At 41.3% G+C, this 22,497-nt stretch carries 23 protein-coding genes; 19 read left to right on the forward strand and 4 right to left on the reverse strand.

Annotated elements, in window-relative coordinates:
* The first annotated feature begins 63 nt into the window (after positions 1 to 63).
* From DESMER_RS07015 to DESMER_RS07065, 11 genes are all read left to right on the forward strand, one after another.
* Positions 64 to 513 (forward strand): CBS domain-containing protein, encoded by a 450-nt coding sequence (locus DESMER_RS07015; protein ID WP_014902366.1) that lies wholly within the window; start codon positions 64 to 66, stop codon positions 511 to 513.
* A 201-nt stretch (positions 514 to 714) separates the two neighbouring features.
* The gene (locus tag DESMER_RS07020) at positions 715 to 1,944 is read left to right on the forward strand and encodes a PucR family transcriptional regulator (RefSeq protein ID WP_014902367.1); all 1,230 of its coding nucleotides are present in this window, start codon (positions 715 to 717) and stop codon (positions 1,942 to 1,944) included.
* 36 nt (positions 1,945 to 1,980) lie between these two features.
* A complete protein-coding gene (locus DESMER_RS07025) occupies positions 1,981 to 4,035 on the forward strand; it encodes a molybdopterin-dependent oxidoreductase (protein WP_014902368.1) in 2,055 nt (684 codons plus the stop codon).
* 2 nt (positions 4,036 to 4,037) lie between these two features.
* Complete coding sequence (locus DESMER_RS07030) at positions 4,038 to 4,577, forward strand: 4Fe-4S dicluster domain-containing protein (protein ID WP_014902369.1); 540 nt, start codon at positions 4,038 to 4,040, stop codon at positions 4,575 to 4,577.
* A gap of 254 nt (positions 4,578 to 4,831) precedes the next feature.
* The gene (locus tag DESMER_RS07035; RefSeq protein ID WP_014902370.1) at positions 4,832 to 5,545 is read left to right on the forward strand and encodes a TorD/DmsD family molecular chaperone; all 714 of its coding nucleotides are present in this window, start codon (positions 4,832 to 4,834) and stop codon (positions 5,543 to 5,545) included.
* 32 nt (positions 5,546 to 5,577) lie between these two features.
* Positions 5,578 to 8,121: a molybdopterin-dependent oxidoreductase gene (locus DESMER_RS07040; protein ID WP_014902371.1), complete on the forward strand. Its 2,544-nt coding sequence runs from the start codon at positions 5,578 to 5,580 to the stop codon at positions 8,119 to 8,121.
* 15 nt (positions 8,122 to 8,136) lie between these two features.
* Positions 8,137 to 8,688, forward strand: coding sequence for a DMSO/selenate family reductase complex B subunit (locus tag DESMER_RS07045; protein WP_014902372.1), 552 nt, complete (start codon positions 8,137 to 8,139; stop codon positions 8,686 to 8,688).
* 30 nt (positions 8,689 to 8,718) lie between these two features.
* Positions 8,719 to 9,594 (forward strand): dimethyl sulfoxide reductase anchor subunit family protein, encoded by an 876-nt coding sequence (locus DESMER_RS07050; protein WP_014902373.1) that lies wholly within the window; start codon positions 8,719 to 8,721, stop codon positions 9,592 to 9,594.
* Between the two features lie 186 nt (positions 9,595 to 9,780).
* On the forward strand, positions 9,781 to 10,047 hold the full coding sequence (locus tag DESMER_RS07055) for an AbrB/MazE/SpoVT family DNA-binding domain-containing protein (protein ID WP_242831061.1): 267 nt from the start codon (positions 9,781 to 9,783) through the stop codon (positions 10,045 to 10,047).
* Positions 10,048 to 10,145: 98 nt separating this feature from the next.
* A complete protein-coding gene (locus tag DESMER_RS07060) occupies positions 10,146 to 11,858 on the forward strand; it encodes an ABC1 kinase family protein (RefSeq protein ID WP_014902375.1) in 1,713 nt (570 codons plus the stop codon).
* A 90-nt stretch (positions 11,859 to 11,948) separates the two neighbouring features.
* Positions 11,949 to 12,275, forward strand: coding sequence for a hypothetical protein (locus tag DESMER_RS07065; protein ID WP_014902376.1), 327 nt, complete (start codon positions 11,949 to 11,951; stop codon positions 12,273 to 12,275).
* Between the two features lie 88 nt (positions 12,276 to 12,363).
* On the opposite strand, the gene DESMER_RS07070 is transcribed toward DESMER_RS07065, so the two are convergent.
* Complete coding sequence (locus DESMER_RS07070) at positions 12,364 to 12,744, reverse strand: metal-dependent transcriptional regulator (protein ID WP_014902377.1); 381 nt, start codon at positions 12,742 to 12,744, stop codon at positions 12,364 to 12,366.
* A gap of 550 nt (positions 12,745 to 13,294) precedes the next feature.
* Between DESMER_RS07070 and DESMER_RS07075 the strand changes: the two genes are divergently transcribed.
* From DESMER_RS07075 to DESMER_RS22940, 3 genes are all read left to right on the forward strand, one after another.
* On the forward strand, positions 13,295 to 13,510 hold the full coding sequence (locus DESMER_RS07075) for a FeoA family protein (RefSeq protein WP_014902378.1): 216 nt from the start codon (positions 13,295 to 13,297) through the stop codon (positions 13,508 to 13,510).
* A 101-nt stretch (positions 13,511 to 13,611) separates the two neighbouring features.
* The gene (gene feoB, locus DESMER_RS07080; protein ID WP_014902379.1) at positions 13,612 to 15,624 is read left to right on the forward strand and encodes a ferrous iron transporter B; all 2,013 of its coding nucleotides are present in this window, start codon (positions 13,612 to 13,614) and stop codon (positions 15,622 to 15,624) included.
* On the forward strand, positions 15,621 to 15,791 hold the full coding sequence (locus DESMER_RS22940; protein ID WP_014902380.1) for a FeoB-associated Cys-rich membrane protein: 171 nt from the start codon (positions 15,621 to 15,623) through the stop codon (positions 15,789 to 15,791). The genes feoB and DESMER_RS22940 overlap by 4 nt, the downstream gene beginning before the upstream one ends.
* A gap of 362 nt (positions 15,792 to 16,153) precedes the next feature.
* Here the strand turns inward: DESMER_RS22940 and DESMER_RS07085 are convergent, their stop codons facing one another.
* Positions 16,154 to 17,476, reverse strand: coding sequence for a radical SAM protein (locus DESMER_RS07085; protein ID WP_014902381.1), 1,323 nt, complete (start codon positions 17,474 to 17,476; stop codon positions 16,154 to 16,156).
* 33 nt (positions 17,477 to 17,509) lie between these two features.
* Here DESMER_RS07085 and DESMER_RS23745 point away from each other — a divergent pair, with 33 nt between their 5' ends.
* The 3 genes from DESMER_RS23745 to DESMER_RS07095 all read left to right on the forward strand — a co-directional run bounded on the left by DESMER_RS23745 (position 17,510) and on the right by DESMER_RS07095 (position 19,068).
* Entirely contained in the window at positions 17,510 to 17,659 is a 150-nt protein-coding gene (locus DESMER_RS23745) for a hypothetical protein (RefSeq protein ID WP_158405960.1), read from the forward strand.
* Positions 17,660 to 17,865: 206 nt separating this feature from the next.
* On the forward strand, positions 17,866 to 18,411 hold the full coding sequence (locus tag DESMER_RS07090) for a hypothetical protein (protein WP_014902382.1): 546 nt from the start codon (positions 17,866 to 17,868) through the stop codon (positions 18,409 to 18,411).
* Positions 18,412 to 18,705: 294 nt separating this feature from the next.
* Complete coding sequence (locus DESMER_RS07095) at positions 18,706 to 19,068, forward strand: hypothetical protein (protein ID WP_014902383.1); 363 nt, start codon at positions 18,706 to 18,708, stop codon at positions 19,066 to 19,068.
* Between the two features lie 128 nt (positions 19,069 to 19,196).
* Here DESMER_RS07095 and DESMER_RS07100 read toward each other — a convergent pair whose 3' ends face one another.
* On the reverse strand, positions 19,197 to 19,709 hold the full coding sequence (locus DESMER_RS07100; RefSeq protein WP_014902384.1) for a ferritin: 513 nt from the start codon (positions 19,707 to 19,709) through the stop codon (positions 19,197 to 19,199).
* A gap of 65 nt (positions 19,710 to 19,774) precedes the next feature.
* Entirely contained in the window at positions 19,775 to 20,395 is a 621-nt protein-coding gene (locus DESMER_RS07105) for a DUF421 domain-containing protein (protein WP_014902385.1), read from the reverse strand.
* 415 nt (positions 20,396 to 20,810) lie between these two features.
* On the opposite strand from DESMER_RS07105, the gene DESMER_RS07110 reads away from it, so the two are divergent.
* Complete coding sequence (locus DESMER_RS07110) at positions 20,811 to 21,695, forward strand: ABC transporter ATP-binding protein (protein WP_014902386.1); 885 nt, start codon at positions 20,811 to 20,813, stop codon at positions 21,693 to 21,695.
* Positions 21,696 to 21,699: 4 nt separating this feature from the next.
* Positions 21,700 to 22,497 carry an ABC transporter permease subunit gene (locus DESMER_RS07115; protein WP_014902387.1) on the forward strand — a complete coding sequence of 266 codons (798 nt, stop codon included), beginning with the start codon at positions 21,700 to 21,702 and terminating at the stop codon, positions 22,495 to 22,497.

Raw genomic sequence — 22,497 nt, forward strand, 5'->3', positions numbered from 1 at the left:
TATAGTAATAATTTCGGAACGAATTTATAATTCTGGAAAACTAAAGCTAAAAGGAGTGATTTCATGAAGGTCAAGGATGTTATGCAAACCAATGTCATAACCATTCGAACGGATATGGAAATCAAGGAAGTAGCTAAGATCTTGTATGATCATCAAATTTCCGGTGCACCGGTGGTGGATTCTGAGGGGAAGCTTGTAGGAATTGTTAGTGAAGGAGACTTGTTACATAAAGAGACAAATCCTCAGATTCCGGGAGTCGTGGGAATTTTAGGTGCACTTATATATTACCGTGGTGTAAGGCAATACCAGTCAGATTTAAAGAAACTAATTGCCTTGCAAGCCTCGGAAATCATGACTTCTCAGGTGGTAAAGATTAATAAAGAAGCATCTATTGAAGAGGCAGCATCTTTAATGGTGAGTAAAAAAATCAAACGCTTACCTGTTATCGAGGATGGCAAAATTGTTGGGATTATAACCCGGATGGATATTATTAAGACACTTATAGATGATTAGAAGAAGGCTTGTCTTTCGCAGAGTTTGTTTTCAAAAAAGCATATAAAGTAAAAAAATGAAAAGTAGGATTCCAATCACTGGAATCCTACTTTTCGACATTATCACCAACATACACCAATGATATCTGATATAATGATAATATTATTCTGCATATAAGCAAATGCTTGTCTCTAATAAATGTCTACGGAAAGGAGGATTGTAATGGATATTCATGGGGTGCAAAAACTACAATCTGGATTACTAAGGATAATTGCCGAAGGGGCTGGAGTAGCGGATATAGCTGAAGCCTTAACAAAGGTGATAGATGCACCAGTGATTGTGACTAATGAATTTCACAAAATTATTGCTTCTACTCATGAAGCTTATCCAAGACACTCCTTCATCAGAAGCAATCAGATTGAAAGGTCAAATAATCCGGGATTGTGTCGGATAAACTTGGGAAGCAATATCAATGAAGCCTATTCGTTTCCGAGTTATATTAAAAATGAAACCTTGGGTTTTTTATATATAATTGAAGAGAAAGCTGATTCAGATTCAACGACCATACAAAGGGTTGGCGAAGCTGCTTCACTTGTTTTTGCAGTTCAGTTAGCTAAAGAAAAGGAGTTCTCCTTATCAGAGAAACGCTATATTGACGCATTTCTCTTTGACCTGCTCTATGGAAATATGGAATCAGGGAAGGATATTATCTCTCGAGGAGAACTTTGGGGATGGGACTTAAGTCAACCGCAATGTGTTTTAGTCTTTGAATTCGATGATTATGACTATTTTTCCGGTGATAAGGAATTAATTGAGGTACTTTTTGACAGCGTACAATCTGTAATGAACGAGTTGGGCGAAAAACCTGTTTTAACTAAGAAAAAGGGAGAGGTTATAGCCATTCTCTTTAAGTCGAAAGACAGCTATCAAGAACAAAGTGACTACACCAAGTTATTAACAGACAAGGTGAAAAATCTTGTTCAAACAAGAATCCCTTCTCGAACTTTGCGCTTAGGGATTGGAAGAATCTATAAAAACCCTAAAGAGATCTTTCGGAGTTACCAAGAAGCAAAGGTAGCCCTGGAACTTGGCAAGTTAATGGATTCTCGCTTAAGAACTCCCTTTTTTGATAAGTTAGGAGTGACCAAGATCCTCTATAACCATGACCGTCAAGAGTTAGCCGAACTTTACAAAGAAACTTTAGGAGATTTAGAACGCTATGATCTTGTGCAGAAAACGGATTTGCTGAAAACCCTGGAAACCTTCCTGGCAAACCGCTGTGATTTGAAGGAGACTGCTAAAGTTAGTTATGTACATCCGAATACCTTGCGCTATCGCTTGAAGAAAATTGAGGAGATATTGGCTATAAATTTGGATGATTTCGATACCAAGTTGGATCTTATGGTGGCCTTTAAGATAAAGTACTTGAAAGCATCAGAAATAGAAAAGTAACCCGATCTCTGAAGCAGGGGGATAGGAGAAGGTATTATGATGGATGATCTTAAGATACATAGGAATGTATGCCCTCGAAATTGTTACAATACCTGTGCTATGCTTTCCCATGTTGTTAACGGCAAATTGATTAAACTAGAGGGAGACCCTGCCCACGGTTATTGTCAGGGACGCTTATGCGCTAAAGGATATGCTTATACACGTTATGTTTATAGTCCCGAGCGGCTAAGATATCCTTTGAGACAATATCCCAGAGGCTCAGGAAATTGGGTGCGGATTACTTGGGATGAGGCCTTAAGTCAAATAGCTGAGAAAATAATTGAGTTGAATCAGCGTTATGGCTCAAATTTTTCTCTCTCCTATAATAAATTCTCGGGCAATGTTGGCTTCATGCATTATGCTACTGAAGGAATGTTTAATAGCTTTGGTTCCCATACTAAGTTAAGAGGCAACGCCTGTATGTCTGCCGGCCTGGATGCAATCGCCTATAGTTCAGGGGAGGGAAGAAACCCTGATCCCGAATCCATGTCAGATTCTAAGTTAATCGTGATTTGGGGGGCTAATCCTGCCTGGACTGCCATCCATCAGTTAAACTTTATAAATCAGGCCAGAGATAAGGGGGCAGTGCTGGTTGTTATTGACCCAGTGTATACTGCTACAGCGGTTCTGGCCGATCATTATATTCAAGTGCGACCAGGATCAGACGGTTTACTGGCCTTAGGGATCTCTAAAATCTTGGTTGAAAAGGGCAAGTTTGATGCCTCCTTTGTTGAGAATCATGTTGAAGGCTGGGATAGTTTTCGCAGATATCTTCATGAGATAGTACGCATTGAAGAAGTATGCAGTCTAACCGGAGTTGAGGAACGCACCCTGCAATTCCTCGCGGACCTGCTTTGGCAATATGATCCCGTGGCTACGTGGTGTGGATATGGCTTACAGCGGTATCAAAACGGAGGACAAAATGTAAGAGCAATCTATGCCTTAAGTGCGATAACCGGGAATGTGGGAAAAGTCGGAGGTGGTTTTTACTACTTCCATCCCGGCATAGATCTATTTCCCTTAAATTTATTAAATCATTCTGGGCCGAATGATGGACAAGTATCGAGAAGCGTTGATATTAATTATTTTCCGTCTCAAGTATTATCTTTGACTGATCCCCCAGTTAGGTTTTTATGGATTGCAGGAAGAAATCCCTTGAGTCAGGATCAAGAGGTTCAAAAGTGGACGTGTTTAATCAACGAACTGGAAATGGTCGTAACCGTTGATTTATTTATGACTAAAACCGGAGAAATGTCTGACATAGTCTTACCTGCGGCAAGTCATTTTGAGGACTTTGACTTGAATATTAGTTATTGGCATCAGTGGTTGGCTCTTAATGAACCAGCCATCCCGCCCTATTTTGAGGCCAAAAGCGACTTGGAAATCGCCCGCCAATTAACTCGCAGGTTAAATGAATTGAGGCCCGACTTTTCTAATTTTCCCTCTGATCGGACAGCAGAGGAGTGGATTGAGAGAGAGTTTACACCTGAAGTCTTGAGACATTACGGCTTATTAAGCTGGAGAGATTTATCTGCAGGGCCGGCAAAATTACTTGAGCAGAACAATCCTTGGTGGGATTTTAACTTTAAAACTAAATCAGGAAAGTTCGAGATCTTCTCTAAAGATGCTAAAGAGGATCAACTACCGGCCCTGCCTAAATATAGAAATGAAAAGAATGACTCCTCTTTTCCGCTGCGCTTATTAACTCCGCAAAATATTACAGGAATACATTCACAGAATTGGGCCCGGGAGTGGCTAGGCAGAGATGAGAGAGAAGATGTGTTAACTATTAATCCTCTTGATGCAGCCGAGAGAGGGATTAAGGATGAGGATGGGGTCATAATCTATAATGGACAGGGTAAGGTCACTCGGAAGGCCAGGATCAATTCCGAACTAGTGCCCGGGATAGTTCTGCTTTACCAAGGCGGCAAGGAGCCTGTCAATAAACTTCTTTCCGGATTATCAGCGGATATGGGAAAAAGGAATAGCGGCAGTGCCGGTGCTGCACTTTATAATGCATTTGTCGAAGTGAAAAAGATCGAGAGGGATTGAGGATGACAGAGCAAATAGGTTTTTTGTTTAACGCCGATCGCTGTGTAGGGTGCAAGTCCTGCGAGATGGCTTGTAAAAATGAGAACTCAACACCTCTTAATGTTAACTGGCGCAGAGTGTCTTCTCTTAAAGCGGGGAAAAATATATCGATATCCTGTAATCATTGTGAAAGCCCGGAGTGCTTTAGGGTTTGCACCCGGAGAGCCTATGTTAAACGCCGGGACGGCATTGTGATGATTGATGTTAACCGTTGCGACGGATGTATGGACTGCGTCTCTGCCTGTCCGTATAATGCGCCTCAATTTGACATCGAAAAAAACAAAGCCAGTAAATGTACATTTTGCTTGCCCCGCAGAGAAGTCGGGCTGCTGCCGGCTTGTGTCAACGCCTGTCATACAGGTGCGCTAAGCACTATTAATATGGAACAGTACCCTAAAGACACGGTTGCCACTATCGAAGGATTCCCGAATATCCGACTAACCAAACCTTCAATTCGTTTTTATCCGGTTAAAGAAAAATTAAAGTATTGGATAAAGACTTAAAGTGGATTTGTTTTTGTAAAATGTCCCAAAGATTCCCTAGTGCTTAAGCTGATGCTTAAAATCGACTTAAACACTAGGGGATTTGCTTATATTTAGCGGCGTTCAGTTCACAGTCTTTTGTTCAATTGAATTTAGTTAGCGAAGTTCCCTTTTTATTAAGTTTCTTTTGTAATTCTGTACAAAAAAACAAGCCAATACATGTACGCCTGTACAAATCAAAATATGTAATAATACCATATGTGGAGGTGATTTGTATGTTAGACAGCATAACGACTCAAACGACAACAAACCAACCGGTTAGTGAAGGTGTATTAGCCCTAATTGAGCTAAGGGCCTACGCTTACGACGTCTTGAGGAGGACATTTGCTTCAGAACCGTCACAAGAGTACCTAGAGTTGATGAAGAATACCATCGTACAATTCCCTTTTGCCTCGGAAAGTGAAGATATTCTCAAAGGAATTAAGGCCGTCGATTCCTCACTCAACCGAAGTTCTGGGCTAAGCAGGCAAGACGTGGATGGGCTGCAGTGGGATTATACCCGCCTGTTTATCGGTCCCGACCAGTTGGCGGCACCGCCCTGGGAGTCGGCTTATGCTAATGAAGATAAACTTCTTTTCCAAAAGGAGACCCTGGAGGTAAGAGGAGCTTATCTAAAGCATTTATTTCTCCCCGCTCAATTTCAGCAGGAAGCAGATGACCATATCGGCTTGGAACTGGATTTTATGTATCAGCTATGTCTGGAGCTTTATGAAAAAGCGAAATCCGGTGAGAGTTTTCAGGAGGTTCTGGAAGATCAACAAAGCTTTCTCCAGCAACACCTGCTAAAGTGGGTACCTCGCTTTGGCCGGGATATTATCAATAATTCCACCACTGATTTCTACAAAGGAATGGCAAGTATCCTTATGGGGTATTTGTCTTTAGATCTAGGGGCTGTTGAGGAACTCTTAACAGTTAACTCTGCAAACTAAAGGTTTTAATTTCTATGGAGGTGAAATCCACTATGGCCAATTTGGTCGAGAAAGCAATTAACCACAAGTTAAACAGAAGGTCGTTTCTTGGTTTATCTGCAGGGGCAGTTGCCGCCGTCACTCTGCCTGGTTGCGGGTTGCAAAAGGTTGACGCAGATAAGGCGGCGGAGTTATCTCAAAAGCAAGGTGAATGGATTACCGCGGCTTGCTGGCATAACTGCGGAGGCCGCTGTCTTAACAAAGCCTATGTTGTCGAAGGGGTTGTTATTCGGCAGAAAACCGATGACACTCATCCCGATAGCCCAGACTTTCCCCAGCAAAGGGGCTGTGCCCGGGGACGTTCCCACCGAAAGATGGTGCTGGGAGCGGATCGTCTGAAATACCCCATGAAACGAAAGAACTGGGAACCCGGCGGCGGCAACAAAGAGCTGCGTGGTAAGGACGAGTGGGTCCGGATCAGTTGGGATGAAGCCTTGGATATTATGGCCAGTGAAATAATGCGGATCAAGGATAAGTATGGAAATGCCAGTTTCTTTGCGCCTGCCGGTGGTTCCGGCGGTGGAATGGAACCCCAACGTCTCTTGAATGCTTATGGAGGCTGTACTGAGCGCTGGGGGAATGTTTCCTGGGGATCATGGCCTGATGTTTATAGTACTGTGACAGGTCTGCCCAACAATGGTGCCTCTTCAGGAAATGACCGCTTTAGATTGCGTGATTCCAAACTCATCATCCTCTGGGGGGCTAACCCTGCTCAATCCAGTCAAGGCTTACCCACCTACAACTATTTACAAGCTAAAAAGGCCGGAGCGAAGTTTATTGTTATTGACCCTCTTTATACTGAATCTGCCCGAACCTTGGGAGATCAATGGATTCCCGTTCGTCCGGCAACAGATACTACCTTGCTCTTAGGTATGGCCCATTATATCATTACCAACAATTTACTCGACCAGAGTTTCTTAGATAATTGCACCATTGGCTTTGATGCTGATCATATGCCCGCAGGTGCAGACCCTAAAGAAAACTTTAAGGATTATGTGCTGGGAACCTTTGACGGAACACCAAAGACTCCGGAATGGGCTTCGGAAATTTGTGGTGTCGGCGTGGACATTATTAAGAAGTTTGCTCATGAATATGCCACAACTAAGCCGGCAGCTATCATTTCCGGAGGAGCACCAGCCCGAATTAATAATGGTGAACACTTGCCTCATGCCATGATGACTTTAGCTTATATGACAGGAAATATTGGGATTCCGGGTGCCGGGGTAAGTCCTAATATGCATAATTCGGCAACGAATGCCGGTCCGGCTTTAGTTCAGCCGGGAGGCAATGGCATTCCTAAAGTTAATAACCCCATCGCGAAAAGTCGAATCAATAGCGGGGAAATGTGGGATGCAGTTCTCGATGGTCAATTTACGGAAAGTAAAGGCAAGAAGGTCGACGTTAATATCCAGATGATCTGGAACTGGTTTAGTCATACCTTGAATCAGAGGGCTGGTGCAACCAGAGGGATTGAAGCTCATAAAAAGGTTGAATTTGCCGTTGCTCAGAATCTATTCTTGACCACTGACGCTAGGTACTCTGATCTGGTATTGCCGGTTACCTCCCAGTGGGAGAGACTTGGCGGGTTACTGACCGGAAACCGGGAAATCCTCATTTACCATACCCAAGTAATCAAGCCTCTATTTGAAGCCAAAAGTGATATGTGGATTGTTGCAGAAATCGCTAAGCGCTTAGGGGTAGACACTAAAATAGTTGACCCAGTTTCAGAGGAACAACAATTATATAATCAGATCGCCGGAGCTACAGTTATGAAAGCTGATGGATCGGGCTATGAAAAACTGGTTACCTTTACCGCTGAAGATATTCAAGCTCTGGGAGCGAAAGGAGCACCCCAGACTGGGCGCATTTCTTATCAGGAATTCAAAGAAAAGGGAATTTACCAAGTTCCCAGATCTCGCGGAGATAAATTGGAATTTACGAGTTTTGAGGATTTTCTGGCTGACCCCGTTGGCAAAAAACTAGCTACTCCCAGCGGTAAATTTGAAATCTATTGTGACACACTCTCTAAGAAGATTGATAAAATCGGCTTTTCAACAAAATCTCCCATCCCGAAATATGATCCGCCTCGTGAAGGATATGAAGATGGGGTCAAAGACGGCTATCCTTTCCAGATTGTAACCATCCACTATTACAGACGATCCCATTCCACCCTGGATAATGTTCCTTGGCTTAGAGAAGCTTTCCCCCAAGAATTCTGGATGAATGCCGGCGATGCGGCGAAATTAGGGATTAAGACTAATGATATTGTTAAGGTCACTAGCCGTCACGGAGTGGTAATCCGTCCTGCCTATGTCACAGAACGTATTATGCCGGGGGTTGTAGCCCTGGGAGAAGGGGCTTGGGTTGAGATGGACGAGCAAGCCGGGGTGGACAAAGCCGGAAGTACTGGGATCATTAATGGACACATTGCCACTGGTCAAGGCCATTCGGGATATAATTCATGTAATGTCAAGGTTGAAAAGTACGATAAGCCCCTTGAGCCAGATTACAAATGGCCTCAACGAATTATTTTCTAAGAGAGGTGAACAAGAATGGCACAACTAGGATTTTATTATGATATGACGATTTGCACCAGCTGCAAAGTATGTCAAATTGCCTGTAGTGATAAGAATGATTTGGAAGTAGGGACACTTTTCCGCAAGGTTTACAATTTTGAAGGGGGAGAGTTTCCCAACCCCTGGGCTTATAATCTCTCGATTGCCTGCAATCATTGTGCAGAACCTAAGTGTACAAAGAATTGTCCTACCGGGGCGCTGTACAAAAGGGAAAAAGACGGGATCGTCATGTTCGACGAAGGAAAATGTATCGGCTGTAAGATGTGCACTTGGTCTTGCCCTTACGGTCAACCTAAATATATTGAATCCAAAGGCAAATCCGGAAAGTGTAATTTCTGTGTGGATCTGATTGACGCCGGGGAAGTGCCTGCTTGTGTAGCAGCTTGTCAAATGAGAGCTCTTGAATTTGGGGATATCGAAGAACTGCGTAAAAAGTATGGCAATACAGCAGACATCAAAGGATTACCCGACTCAGGAATTACCAAGCCGCATTTGACTATTCATCCCAATAAAGAAGCTATGAAGTAGTTCAAGCAAGTGATAAAGGAGGCCTGATCAATGTTTGCTGAAGAATGGCCCTTAATGATGTTTACTCTAATCAGTCAACTAGCAATTGGAAGTTTTATTCTGCTAGTGCTCGTGCGTTCCCTGTTAGCCCCAAAAGATGCCTTGGCAGCTCGAAATCTTACGAATTTCGGCATTGGAGCAGTCGGTCCACTCATGGCCCTGGCTCTAATCTTCTCCCTCTTTCACCTGGGTACCCCATTTGGTGCCTATCGATCTCTCTTGAACTTAGGATCGTCATGGTTAAGTCGTGAAATACTCACAGCCGGAGGATTTTTAGTTCTATGGTTTTTCACTTACAAGGCTTATCAGAAAGAAAGTTCAGGCAACAGTCTGGGGTGGCTTACTTCTTTTGTCGGACTATTAACCATCCTTAGCATGGCAAGTATCTATAGCAATTCCATCCGTCCTGCCTGGTCTAATGCCCATACCTATATTGCCTTCTTTGGCGCTACCTTCGTGTTGGGATGTGCCGGGGCCATAGCTCTGATTGGGCATATAGCCAAAGGACAGACTTTATCCTCGGAGGCCATGGCCGTCCTTAAAAAGGTCTGTTATGTAGGTGCTGTGGCTTTGATTATACCGCTGATCTACCTGCCGGTTTTCCTTGGCAGCCTGAACAGTGGTGACCCAGCTGCCCAAGCATCAAGCATGCTCTTAACCGGCAGTTACCTGATTCCCTTAATCATCAGATGGGCATTCTCACTCGTCGGAGTTATTATGCTTACAAACCTTGTGTTAAAGCAAAGCAAAGCAGGAAGAATTCTGTCTGCAAACAGTATTCTCTTAGCAGTGGCCTTAATTCTTGTCGGAGAATTTATTGGCAGATATGTATTCTATGCTTCGGCAGTATCAATTATGGTCGGCTAATTAAAGAGATTAATAACTAATAATCAAGGACTGCAACAAACTGGAATTCAGTTTGCTGCAGTCCTTTTTTGCTGAAGTAAATTAATATCCTGGTGTGAAGTAGAGTAACTTTTAGCTCCCATTCGCAATAGAATCTTGTTGCAAGTATGAAAAGTATGATGTATCATACTTATAGAGGTGGTAAGAATGATGCATCATGGTAAGTTCTATGGCTCGACAGTTATGGGAGAACGCGGACAAGTTGTTATTCCTGCCGAGGCCAGAGAAGAGATCGGTATCGTACCCGGTGAGAAGTTAATCGTGCTTGGCAACAAAAGAAGAGGGATCGTAATCTTATTTAAATCGGATGTTATGACCAGATTTGCTGACATGATGTTCAGAAAAAGTAGGTTCTTTGAAGAGCTGTTTAATTCTTGCGAAAAGGATTCGGATCCGAATAAAACCAAAGAATAAGGCCTAATCAGGGCATTACCGGGAGGAAGAGGAAGGTTTAAAGTCTGACTCAACTTAAGTAAACATAAAAGTGCAAGGTTGTAACTAGGAGGAATTAGATGCCGATCATTATTAGATTTTTCAAGGATAAACGCTTGCGAAGGATTATCTCCATGTTCCTCCAATTTGTATTTCAGCTCTGGTGGATAAATAAAAAAAAGAGATTTCTGAGTGACGAAAACTATCAGAAGCAAATCAAAGGGGTATATGGGAAACAAGCTTCTGTATTTACAGAGACCGCGACGGAACTGGGTGGGCTGCTTATCAAACTGGGGCAGTTTTTTAGTGCCAGGGTTGATGTTCTGCCAGAGGAATACACCAATGAACTTTCCAAGCTGCAGGACGCTGTTAAGCCGGTAGGTACTGAGGAAATTATTAAGCGAATTGAAGAGGAATATGGCAAACCGATTTCTGAAGTTTTTTTGAATTTTTCCAGAGAAGCGATTGCTTCTGCTTCCTTGGGGCAAGTTCATGTCGCTGAGATTCAGGGACAGAATAAAGTAGCGATTAAGGTCTTGCGACCTGGGATTGAGAAAATCATTCAGACAGACTTCAACGCCCTTCGCTTTATGGTGACCTTTGCCAAGCGCTACCCCAAGATAAGTGCTGCGGTGGATTTGGAGCAGATCTATAATGAGTTCGTAGAAACTACTCAGGATGAACTGGATTACACCAAGGAAGGTCAACACGCGGATATCTTCCGGGCAAATTTCTCAGGGGACTCGAGAATTAGTGTACCTGAAGTCTATTGGGAATACACGACTCAGCATGTCTTAGTGATGGAATACGTCACAGGCTGTAAGGTGAACGATTACGAGAACCTAGCCCGGGCAGGAATTGACAGGGCAGAACTGGCAGATACTTTGATTTCGGCCTATGTTCAACAATTACTCTCTGATGCATTTTTTCATGCTGATCCCCATCCCGGAAATTTACTAGTTAAAGAGGATGGTACTCTTATATTCATAGATTTTGGAATGGTAGGGCGGATTGAAAAAGGCATGCGGGAAGAATTGATGGCCTTTATTCTAGCCGTATTTAAGAAAGATACAGATCAGATGATAACTGTTTTTGAAAACTTGGGATTTCTTCGATCCCATGCTGACAAACAGACTTTGGCGAAGGGGCTAAAATTGATCTTAGCTAATGTCTTTGAAGATCCTAATCTGAGAAACGTCAATTCTGAAGAATTGCTGTTGGAGCTGCGAGAGTTTATGTATTCTCAACCTTTTCAAATTCCGGCCCAGACCCTGTTTTTAGGAAAGTCCCTGTTAACTATCATGGGGATTTGCGGAGGACTGAATCCGCAGCTTGATCTTATTAAGACCCTTCGACCCTATGCAGAAGAGTTGTTGACCGGGGAAGCAGCGGGAAACGGCCCTACAGGCTTTATTATTGACCAGGCCAAAAAAACCCTGACAGAGGTTGTTACTCTCCCCGAAAAATTAAATCGGCTCATTGCCGGTCTCGAAGGCGGCGAGATCAGACTTCATCCTTCTAGGAGTTTTGAGTCGAATCTTTTACAGAGCCAGATGGACCAGACAAGCCGGATTGTGAGGGCGATTATGAGCAGTGGGTTCTTGATTTCAGGAACTGTTTTGCTTGAGGGTTCCTATTTTAAGGTGGGATTAATGCTAATTATTCTTGCCGGGCTTACCTTCGCTTCCTTTCTGAAATCCAACTCAGGTTCCTCGGGAAGAAAGAGAATGGGGCATGGTGGCAGGAGCAGGGGTGCATCTTCAGGATTTCAAAAGCCTCGTTTTCATCCCTAAGCAACAATGTCTGCGCTGAATAGGAGTGGTTCCAATTAGAATGAGGTTCATATCCATTAAAATATAACATTTTAAAAGGAGTGCTTATCAATGAGTCTAGAGAACTTTGAGTTCAGCTTTACTGAAAACGATGAAGGCTTCACAGTGACCCTCAAGGGCAACAAAGAGAAACTAAGAGGGAAATTAGAAGCCTTTGAAGCCTTCCTGAATTTTAGAGAGAAAGCTAAACAAGCCGGGTTCGAACATGCCGGCGGCGAATCCCCGATTCATCAGTTTTTTAAAGTAATGCATAAACATCATGCTCATCATGGCGGAGGGCATGGGCATTGCCAGCATGGACACCATGGATATCATGGAAATCCCCCAAAGAGTGAAACTACAGTAAGTCAGAGCGAGGAAAAGAAAACAGCAGAGTAATCAGATGTCATAAAAAAGTTAAATGCCGACACAAAAGGCCTCTTCCCATAAATGTGGGAAAAGGCCTTTTTATATTCGCTCAATGAGGTTAGTTTTTTGATTTCTTCATAAGAAACTCTTGCATGGCATGAATTGAATCATTGCTGATGACATGCTCAATTGCACAAGCGTCCCGATCTGCAATGGTTATGTCAACTTTTAGGATCTGGGTAAAAAACTGTTCGATGACTTGGTGTTTTTTTGAGGTGAACTCTGCGAACTCACGTCCGGTAGGAGTTAGAAATATTTCCTTATATTTTTCATTGATGATCAATCCTTTTTCTGAAAGGGTCGACATAGCACTGTTGGCGCTGGCCTTTGTGACCCCTAATCGTTCAGCAATATCAGAAATTCTTGCTCCTGTTCCGTCGGTTGACAGTTCATATATCGCTTCTAAATAGTTTTCCATAGCAAATGTTAACTTTCCCATTAAACATTCTCCTTTAAGAGTATGAGCTACTATTATAGTTTTTCATATTTCTTTATAAAAATCAACCTTAAGCTTTAGGATAACTTTATGTTTAAGGTGAGTTTTTTTCGCTCTTGAAAAACGAATAGCGGATATGTAACCCTATTCTACCAGTGCTAACAAAAGATTGTTGGAAAATGTAGTTATCCGATCAACTATTATGCCAGGCAAAATCAGAAGGGAAGAATCAGATTTTGTGCTCTCACGAATTGATTCTCATTACAGAATAATTGCCAGACAAGACAGAGAACCGGAACACGGACAATCCTCGTCGTAATCATTACACTTCACAAGCTCGTTAAAGTTGAATTAGGAATCAATACCCTGAGGCTAGCTTAGTTTAATACTATTTAAAACCATCTCAGAAGCCAAGACAAAAACTATAATTGGATATTGACTTTCATTATCAATTGGGATAAAATTAGTCTACAAAAACAAACTCAAATAGTGTTAATAAGGCAGATCAGTAAGTCGTGTACTTAGTCTAATCTGACTTACGAAGGAGATGAGCATGATGTCTTTATCGAGAGGAAAGTTAAATACAGCTTATACAGTGAACAGTGTTAATACTGATCATGAAGATATTCGTGAATTTTTATTTACACTAGGTTGTTATCCCGGTGAAAAAGTTACAATTATTTCAAAACTAGCATCAAATTTTATTATTACCATCAAAGATGCCAGGTATAGCATAGATGAGGATTTAGCAAAGGCTATTATGGTATAAATATGAATAAATATATTTAAATATATTTATTCATTGTATCTTTACTATAAGCAAACTATTAATAAAAAGTTAGATTAGACTAACTATTGAAGGAGGAACTCATGAAAATTGCTTTAGCTGGAAACCCTAATAGTGGAAAAACTACCTTGTTTAATGCTATTACAGGTAAAATCGAGCAAGTAGGAAACTGGGCTGGGGTCACAGTGGAGAAAAAAGAAGGGGACGTTAAACAGAATCTTAACCCCAAGAACGAGGACTTGGTTGTGGTGGATTTACCCGGTGCTTACTCAATGTCACCTTACACCAGTGAAGAGTCGATAACCAGAGACTTCGTGCAAAATGAAAAACCAGATGTTATCATTAACATAGTTGACTCGACCAATTTAAGCAGAAGCTTGTTCTTTACTACACAATTGCTGGAACTGGGTATTCCCGTCGTTGTTGCTTTAAATAAAGGTGATTTGACAGAGAAAAAAGGCAACACTATCGATATACCGGCGTTGAGTGATGCACTTAAGTGTCCCGTAATTCTAACTGTATCGACAAAATCAACCAACAACGGTTTGCTTGAACTGATGAATGCTGTAATAGCTGTTGGTAAATCCAACAAAAAGCAAATCCCTCCTAATATTGGTGGTGCTAAAAAAGCTTCAACGAAAGAAGAGTTTGAAAAAGCTGATAAAAAACGCTTTGCTTTTGTAAATAACATCGTAAGTGAAGTCGAGAGAAGAAAGGTAAGCTCGGAAAAGCAAACCATACAAGATCAGATCGATAGGATAGTCGCTCACAAATGGTTAGGGATTCCCATCTTCGCGGCAATTATCTGGTTGGTGTTTTCCATTTCCCAGTCTTGGGTTGGACCTTGGCTGGCAGATATTTTTGTCGGCTGGATAGACTTATTGAATGAAGGTGTAGCCTCCCTCTTAGGGGCAGACGTAAACCCGGTTGTTGCTGCCTTGCTTCTGGATGGGATCATTGGTGGTGTAGGTGCGGTGATTGGATTCCTGCCCCTGATTATGGTATTGTTTTTCTGCTTAGCTCTATTGGAAGACTGCGGCTATATGGCTCGGGTTGCTGTGGTTATGGACAGATTCTTTAAGAAAGTCGGCTTATCCGGCAAATCTATTATACCGATGATTGTAGGTACCGGTTGTGGCATCCCGGGAATTATGGCCACCAGAACTATTAAAAACGAAAGACAAAGACGCACCACTGCTATGTTAGCCCCCTTTATGCCTTGTGGTGCAAAACTCCCCATCATTGCTCTTTTCGCGGGTGTTTTCTTCGGGGATAATGCCTGGGTGGGAACTTCCATGTATTTCTTAGGAATAATTGTAATCATTATGAGTGCCTTGATTATCAGACGTATTACCGGAGACTTTTCCAAATCCTATTTTATTATGGAACTTCCGGAATACAGAATGCCCAGCATTAAGAGAGCAATCATTTCCATGTTCATGAGAGCTAAGGCGTTTATCATTAAAGCGGGAACAATTATTCTGGTTTGCAACGCTGTAGTACAAATATTACAAACTTTCGATTGGCAATTGCAAGTCGTTGCTGAGACTGCCCCGGAGACAAGTATCTTAGCCAGCATTGCCTCACCTTTGGCAGTACTGTTCATTCCCCTGGGCTTCGGCCTCTGGCAGTTTGCTGCTGCAGCGGTAACAGGATTTATTGCTAAAGAAAACGTCGTTGGAACATTAGCTGTTTGCTTTAGTATAACGAACTTTATTGATGTTGAAGAATTAGCCCTTGTCGGTGGGAGTGCAGAAGTGAGCTCAATATTTGGTATCAGCGCCGTAGCTGCACTTTCTTATCTGGTATTTAACCTCTTTACACCTCCATGCTTCGCAGCGATAGGTGCCATGAACTCCGAAATGGAATCTCGCAAGTGGTTATTTGGTGCGGTAGGTTTCCAACTAGGAATGGGTTATACGCTGGCTTTCCTAATCTATCAAATTGGTACTTTAGCAACTACAGGAACCCTTGGCGCAGGATTCTTGGGAGGACTCGTAGCTGTGGCTCTTATAGTCGGTTGCGTTGTTTATTTGATGAAAAAGGGCGGTAACAGCACCCAAATGGCTAGCAAAATACAGTCGGTGAAAGCATGAGCACAATTGATTTTATTGTAATAGCTGTAATAGCTGCAATTATAGCCCTAGCCTTGTACAAAATTGTCAAAGATAAAAAGAAGGGCGTCAGGTGTTCGGGATGCAGTGGATGCTGCGGATGCTCCGATGATAAGCTACTTCAAATAGAAGACAAGAACCTTCTCTAAGGAATTAGAAAGAAATGCAATTTAATTCTAGTAGTCAATATAGGCTGTTTGCCCATTTTAATGGGCAAACAGCCTATATAAATTAGTCGAATGCTTGGCAGAAATATAACATTAACATTCTAGATTTTGAGGGGGGTTATTTGCAGAAGATATTAAAGAAAAAGCGCAGCAACTCGCCGGGCTAATTCCCGGTAGGCTGGCAGCATCTTTGCCGGCTCCTCCCGGAGTTAAAACTATCCTTTGAAGATTTAGTGGCCCTGGACACTTATACTGCTGCGGTTACCGGAGTTAGGAGGATTTATTAAAGTCTGAAAGACTTGTAAGAATGGTGCTTGGGTATTTATCTGAAGAGGTCAACAGGACTAAATATCGGACTTTTGGTCAAAAAGCTTCGGCGAGGTCAAATCAAGTTTCAATTCTCTGAGAAAAGTTTCATCTTCGCGTTTTTCCATTACATTGTAAGAGATCCCTATTTCAATCTCCAACTTCTTGAGATCTTTAATCCTTTCTACATGAAACTCCAGAAATTGATAGTCTTCATTAAGGATATAATTAGTATTATGGAGCTTTCTAAAGACCTTGAGGACTTTAGAAATGTCCTCGCCGAACACCTTGGCAGACTTATAAAAGTAATCCTTATTAGAGAAAAACTGGGTCTTAGCTACTCGCTGATCAAGATTCTGCTGATAGATTTGAGCCGTATGCTTGTTTTCTAAAGAACAATACTGGGCACCGAGACTTAGTTTCTCATCGAGGATGAATTCCAAAAGCTGAAGACACTCTATTTCACTGCGGGAGATGGGCAGCCCGCCGGCATACCAGTAGTCATAGAGAACCCGATAGGGAGGATTTTTAATTTGGAAGTTGTTTTTCTGAAAAACCTCCACATTGTTCAAGGGGAAACAGAATTCCAAGAGATTAATCCCAAATATACCTAGAGAATCCAGCTTTAATAGTAAGTCTTTCATTACCTCTAAGGTTCCGGGGATGACGGGCATTTCCACCATTACAGCGGGGATAAAGTTCTTGGCTAAGGACATCTTGGCCAAGATATCCTCCTTTAAGCTTTGCGGATCATCTACTTTAATACTAAAACGAATCTCGTCAAGATGAGTTTCTTGAAGATCCTTTAGAAGAGTCTCATCAATTAAATCCCCGGATGTGTATAAACGTGTATAAACCCGGGGGAATTTTTCCTTGGCTCGCCGAAAGAATTCGACAGTTTCAGGCTTGTGGAGCAAGGGCTCGCCGCCGGTTAGTCCTAAGTGGGCCAGTTTGCCCCCCTGCTGATGGAGGGAGTCCAGTTCTTTCAGGCAGCTTCGCTTATGTTGGGAAAACTCCTCGTAATTATCTTGGTTTTTGTTAAAGCAAAAATAACAATCACGGTGACACATCAGGGAAATAAATAAAGAGACGCTGCCAACCCCTTTTTGACAGGCAACGCAAGCAGGAGATATCTGATTAACATAGATACTTTTATTATCGTTTCTAAACAGGGCCCCTTTAGTGCGGAGACTTTTGAGGAGTGCTGCCGTTTCTTCGGATAGGTCTTTATCCAGGATCAGCCCTGTCTGGTTAACCCAGTCCTTAAATCGATCTGCGATTGAAAGATAGATTTGCCCATATTCTTTGAAAGTAGGGTTTTTTATCCTTGTCAGTTGTTCCGGAGATAAATTTATGAGCATTCTATAAGCCCCTCTCGTGTTTAGCTGGTTATTTTGAGCATTAAGGATGGTGGTATTTCGGCAAGCAATAGTTTAGAAAAGGGTGAACTGATGGCGAAGAGAACTGCCGCCAAAACTGCGGAAAAATCCCTTGGTTTGTTGCTTTCCAGTGACCATCTCAGCAGAAATTATTCTATGTTATAGTTCGTAACAGCTGTACAATAAATTCCCTAGTGAGGATATTTTATAGTATATCGTTAATATTTTTAAATTACAATTTTCAGTGGCTACTGATCATGAAGGGAGCAGCTAATTTGCATTTAACCTTTCGAGGATTAATATGCTATAATAAAGTTAGATTAACCTAACTTTATTATAGCAAGCAAAGTAAAAGGACAGGAGAAAAACATATGAGTATTAAGCAACATCAGTCACCGAATTGTTCCAGCCATAGCTGCAGCTGCCACAGTCATTCTACCGATTCAGAAAAAGACTGCTCTCATGCTCACGACCCTCTCACCTTCACCAAAGGGGAAATAGCGGTTTTGCAGGATCTTGTGCGAAACAGTTACTTGCCCGTCAGCCGCTTTGTCATGAGTAGCAGTAAAGAGAAAGAGGCCAGATTTGCTTCTCTCGCGCCGGTGTATATAAATGCTATTGATGACAGTCTGGAAAAGGTGAAAGAGATCGGAGGGGTTTTGTCAGGGCTTGAGAAAAAACGGCTTATCTCTCTCGACTATGATATTCCCCTCCAGAACTATGACTACACCCTGCATACGAACTCGGTTCTTTTTGCCTACTTCACTGAAACGGTTAATGAGGGAAAGAAAAAACCAAGCTTTCTTTGCGATACTGCAGAAATTGAGCTTGGCAGCATAGCCCTCACTGAGTTGGGGGAGAAAGTCTGGGCCCAGATTAGGCATGAGTATGACTCTGCCGATAAAGCAAATCTGTAATGGTGTGATTGAATTTCATTAATCGAATATCTTGACCAGTGCTTGCTGAGCTGCAAGAGTAGATTGAGGTACTTATCCTAGAGATTGGTTAGTTTGCTAATCACCTCTAGGATTTTTTGTGGATGAATGACTATTATCAGCGAAGAAAATCAGATCCGTTCATAAGGAAGATTAACAAAATTGATAATACTCTGCGAGAAATCTTAGAGGAGTTAAGATTAAGAAACAAAGATATTGAATAATATATTGAACTGTACAGATTTGCCGTAAAGGGGCAGAGAGGGAGGGAGTTATGTGTCTAGCTATTTTTACATGGCAATTTTATGTGCCGTAAACTTATACATAATGGTACGGGAAATTTACAGGTTCAGTAAAGGAAAATATTACACATACTTTACCTGGAACAAAACAGACAGTTTTAAGAAAAAAGTGCTGGATATTTGTTTGCTTATAGTGGTTTGGGTCAGTATTTATAATCTGCCGCCTGAAACTATGCCTAATTTTCTTCCGGCATTCATTCTTATAGCCCTTTGCTTGGTATTTAGTACTTTAAATTATTTAACCTATGTAAAAATTCGAGATTCGAAAATTTTTATTCATGCACTTATCTTGGATATATTAGTTATAGCTCTTTTTTTAATAATTGAATTGATGTGAATTTACCGATCAGACATCCCCAAAGTGGAGAGTGATAATCCCTCTTGACAGAAATATGTGAGGTTAGATAAAAGGTTCTTTCCTTTATTAAGAGGAAAGAACCTTTTATCAATTGACCTGAGTAAGGCTTAACCAGGAATTACTGCGGGAACATATACTCGTTGGGCCAGTTCATTGTCGATCATAAACAGTCCGGCACCATCCCCCTTGATAAGCTTGAGTTTATTTAAAACGCGGCTTACATTTTCCTCTTCTTCCGCCTGTTCAGTAATAAACCACTGGACGAAAATTTCTGTAGTATGGTCTCTGACTTCTCGGGCTATGTCCATGAGAGAGTAGATTGATTGAGTAACGGTTTGCTCATGGGCTAAGGTTAATTCGAATACCTCTAGAGGATCGGAAAATTCGCTTTGTGGTTTTTGTATCTCAGCAAAGGTGAGTTTTCCGCCAATTTTATTGATGTAATTGAAAAAACCCAGAGCATGATCTCGTTCTTCTTGAACTTGAACGCGGAAAAAATTAGCGAATCCGTCCAGGTTAAGTGATGAGAAATAAGCTTGCATCGCAAGATAAAAATAAGCGGAAAAGAGTTCTTTGTTTACTTGGTCATTAAGGGCTTTAACCATTTTTTCGTTATTCAATATCTTCACCTATCCTTTTATACAGAATTATTTATTTCCATTGATCTATACATCTCCCTCCTGTGTCAGGGTTCCTTCTTATTCCCTTCATGGTTTTTATTGTTAACTTCTAAGAAGATGTTGTTTGGGTTAGGATTTAGCTGTGACGTTTTTGTTATTGGCGCTTCGTCATAACCAATGCTTTGTTTGATCAGAGATAATTCATTCATGATTATGATGAAATCTTCCTTTGTTATGGGTTTCTTGTTTTCTTTTAATTCATATCCCAACTGGCCACTAACTTCAATGGTAGCGTATTGAATATCTTCTAGGGATGGTATTCCAGCCTGTCTTACGCGAGTTTCAAGTTTATCAAGAGACAACCGAATTTTTTTTAGATTATTAAGAATGGGTTTGCCATTTTCAATAACCATTACAGCTTTACCTGTAAAGAGTGTCTCCAAAATGTCAATCTTTAGTGAAAGATATTCACTGAAGATCATTAATACTGTCAACAATAAGGCTGCGGCGAAGGTAACAAAAAGGCCATGACCAGCAACGGGTTGAATTAGCAAAGATCCTAATCCAATCATTACGATAGTTTGGGATATGGTCATTTGCGAGATTGATTTTCGCCCGCCAATTCTTAAGATGAATGTTCCTATAAAGAATATTAGAATTACTTCCCAGATCCAATGTAACTCCACTTGTACCTCCAAAGTATAAGCTCATGTAATTAGCATTCAGATTCACTGGAATATGAGCTATAGTGGCATAACCTTCAGCTTGAACCAGTAATTAGGATGCCCTTAATATCTAAACTTAACACTTGAAACTATAAAATTTATCCGATGACTACCAGTAGTAAGACTTCCATCTTCTACAAGTACGAAAGCATCCAGTGACGAAACCCGGGTGAGGGTTTCGCCAAGCCGCCTGCACCCAAGAAAAGCATAACGGCGCAGGTTGCTTTCGCCGAACCGCAAACTCCATCTGAAGCTAAGAATCACTTGATACAATGAGGGAAATAGTTCTTAGATCAATGGATATAAAATGAACTATTGAAAAAAATAAAGAGTGCCCCCCTTTTGTTTTAAACTTTCAAAAAGGAGACTCTTGAAAATGAATGTAATCGAGATTAATGGTCTAACCAAGTATTACGGAAAAGAACGCGGAATTATTGATATTAATTTTAATGTAGAGGAGAAAGAGATCTTTGGCTTTATTGGTCCTAACGGTGCGGGAAAGTCAACGACTCTACGTACTTTATTGGCCCTTCTTTATCCCACAAGCGGAAGTGCCAAAATATTTGGGAAGGACTGTATAAAACATGGCCCGGAAATAAAAAAAGAAATTGGCTACTTACCCTCTGAAGTATTCTATTATGACAAAATGAAAGTTATTGATCTCTTAAACTATTCGGCAAGTTTCTATAAAAAGGATTGTCGTAAAAGGATAAAAGAGTTAGCTGAAATCATGGATCTCAATCTTAACAAAAGGATTGACGACTTATCCTTTGGCAATAAAAAGAAAGTTGGCATCGTGCAAGGGCTCCTCCATGAGCCAAAACTAATTATTCTTGATGAGCCGACAAGTGGTCTGGATCCTCTTATGCAACAAAGGTTCTTCGAACTATTACAAGAGGAAAACAGAAAGGGTTCAACTATTTTGTTTTCTTCTCATATTTTAGGTGAGGTTCAGAGAATGTGTAACCGGGTTGCCATTATTAAGGAAGGGAAAATCATTCAGCTGGAAAAGATCAGTGCTTTACAAGAGAATAACTATAAAAAAATCAGAGTTCAGTTAAATGCTGATTTAGAGCAGGATTATTTCAATATCGAAGGAGTAAGTAATTTAGAGGCAAAGGGAAATGTCATCAGTTTTTTATTCAGAGGGAATATAAATTTGATGCTGAAAAAACTTTCGGAAATCGAGATAGCCAATGTCTGGGTCGAGGAACCTGATCTTGAAGAAATCTTTTTGCATTTCTATGAAAAAGGGGCCTAAGAGTATGAATATGCTTCTACATGAGTTAAAGGTCTATAAAAAGAATACAATAATCTGGTCGGTGACTTTATCAGGATTGGTTCTTCTTTTCCTCTCCATGTTTCCGTCCATTTCCAGAGAAGCAGATGAGTTTAAAAGGTTGATGGAGGGTTTTCCGGAGGCTATCAGAATGGCTTTAGGGATTTCTGTGGAGAATATTGGTTCAATTTTAGGATTCTATTCCTATGTCTTCTTGTATATATCCCTTTTCGGAGCAATCCAAGGAATGCTCTTGGGCATGTCAATCTTATCTAAAGAAGTGAGGGAAAAAACTGCGGATTTCCTATTAACCAAGCCCGTTACCCGCAATCAAATCGTTACTTCCAAGATATTAGCGGCCTTTCTCTCCTTAGTATTCACAAACATTCTTTACTTAGGAGCAGCAACTCTTATGGCCTCTTATGTCGAAACAAATGAGTTCAGTATTAAAATATTTTTGCTGTTGTCGTTAACTTTATTCTACCTGCAGCTTATTTTCCTGGCCTTGGGGATTCTTGTTTCCTTGTTAATCCCTAAGCTCAAATCAGTCCTATCTGTTTCCTTGGGTATGGTCTTTGCTTTTTTTATGATAGGAGCTTTTGCTTCAACAACTGAGGATGTTGCCTTACGTTATCTTACGCCTTTTAAATACTTTGACTTTACCTATATTATTCAAAATTCAGGTTATGAACCTTCATTTATCTTCGTAGCGCTAGGTTTTATAGTGATTGCCATCTTAGCTAGCTATTATATATATGCCAAGCGCGACATCCATGCAGTATAG

This window comes from Desulfosporosinus meridiei DSM 13257 (assembly GCF_000231385.2).
In the GTDB taxonomy this organism is placed as follows: Bacteria; Bacillota; Desulfitobacteriia; order Desulfitobacteriales; family Desulfitobacteriaceae; genus Desulfosporosinus; species Desulfosporosinus meridiei.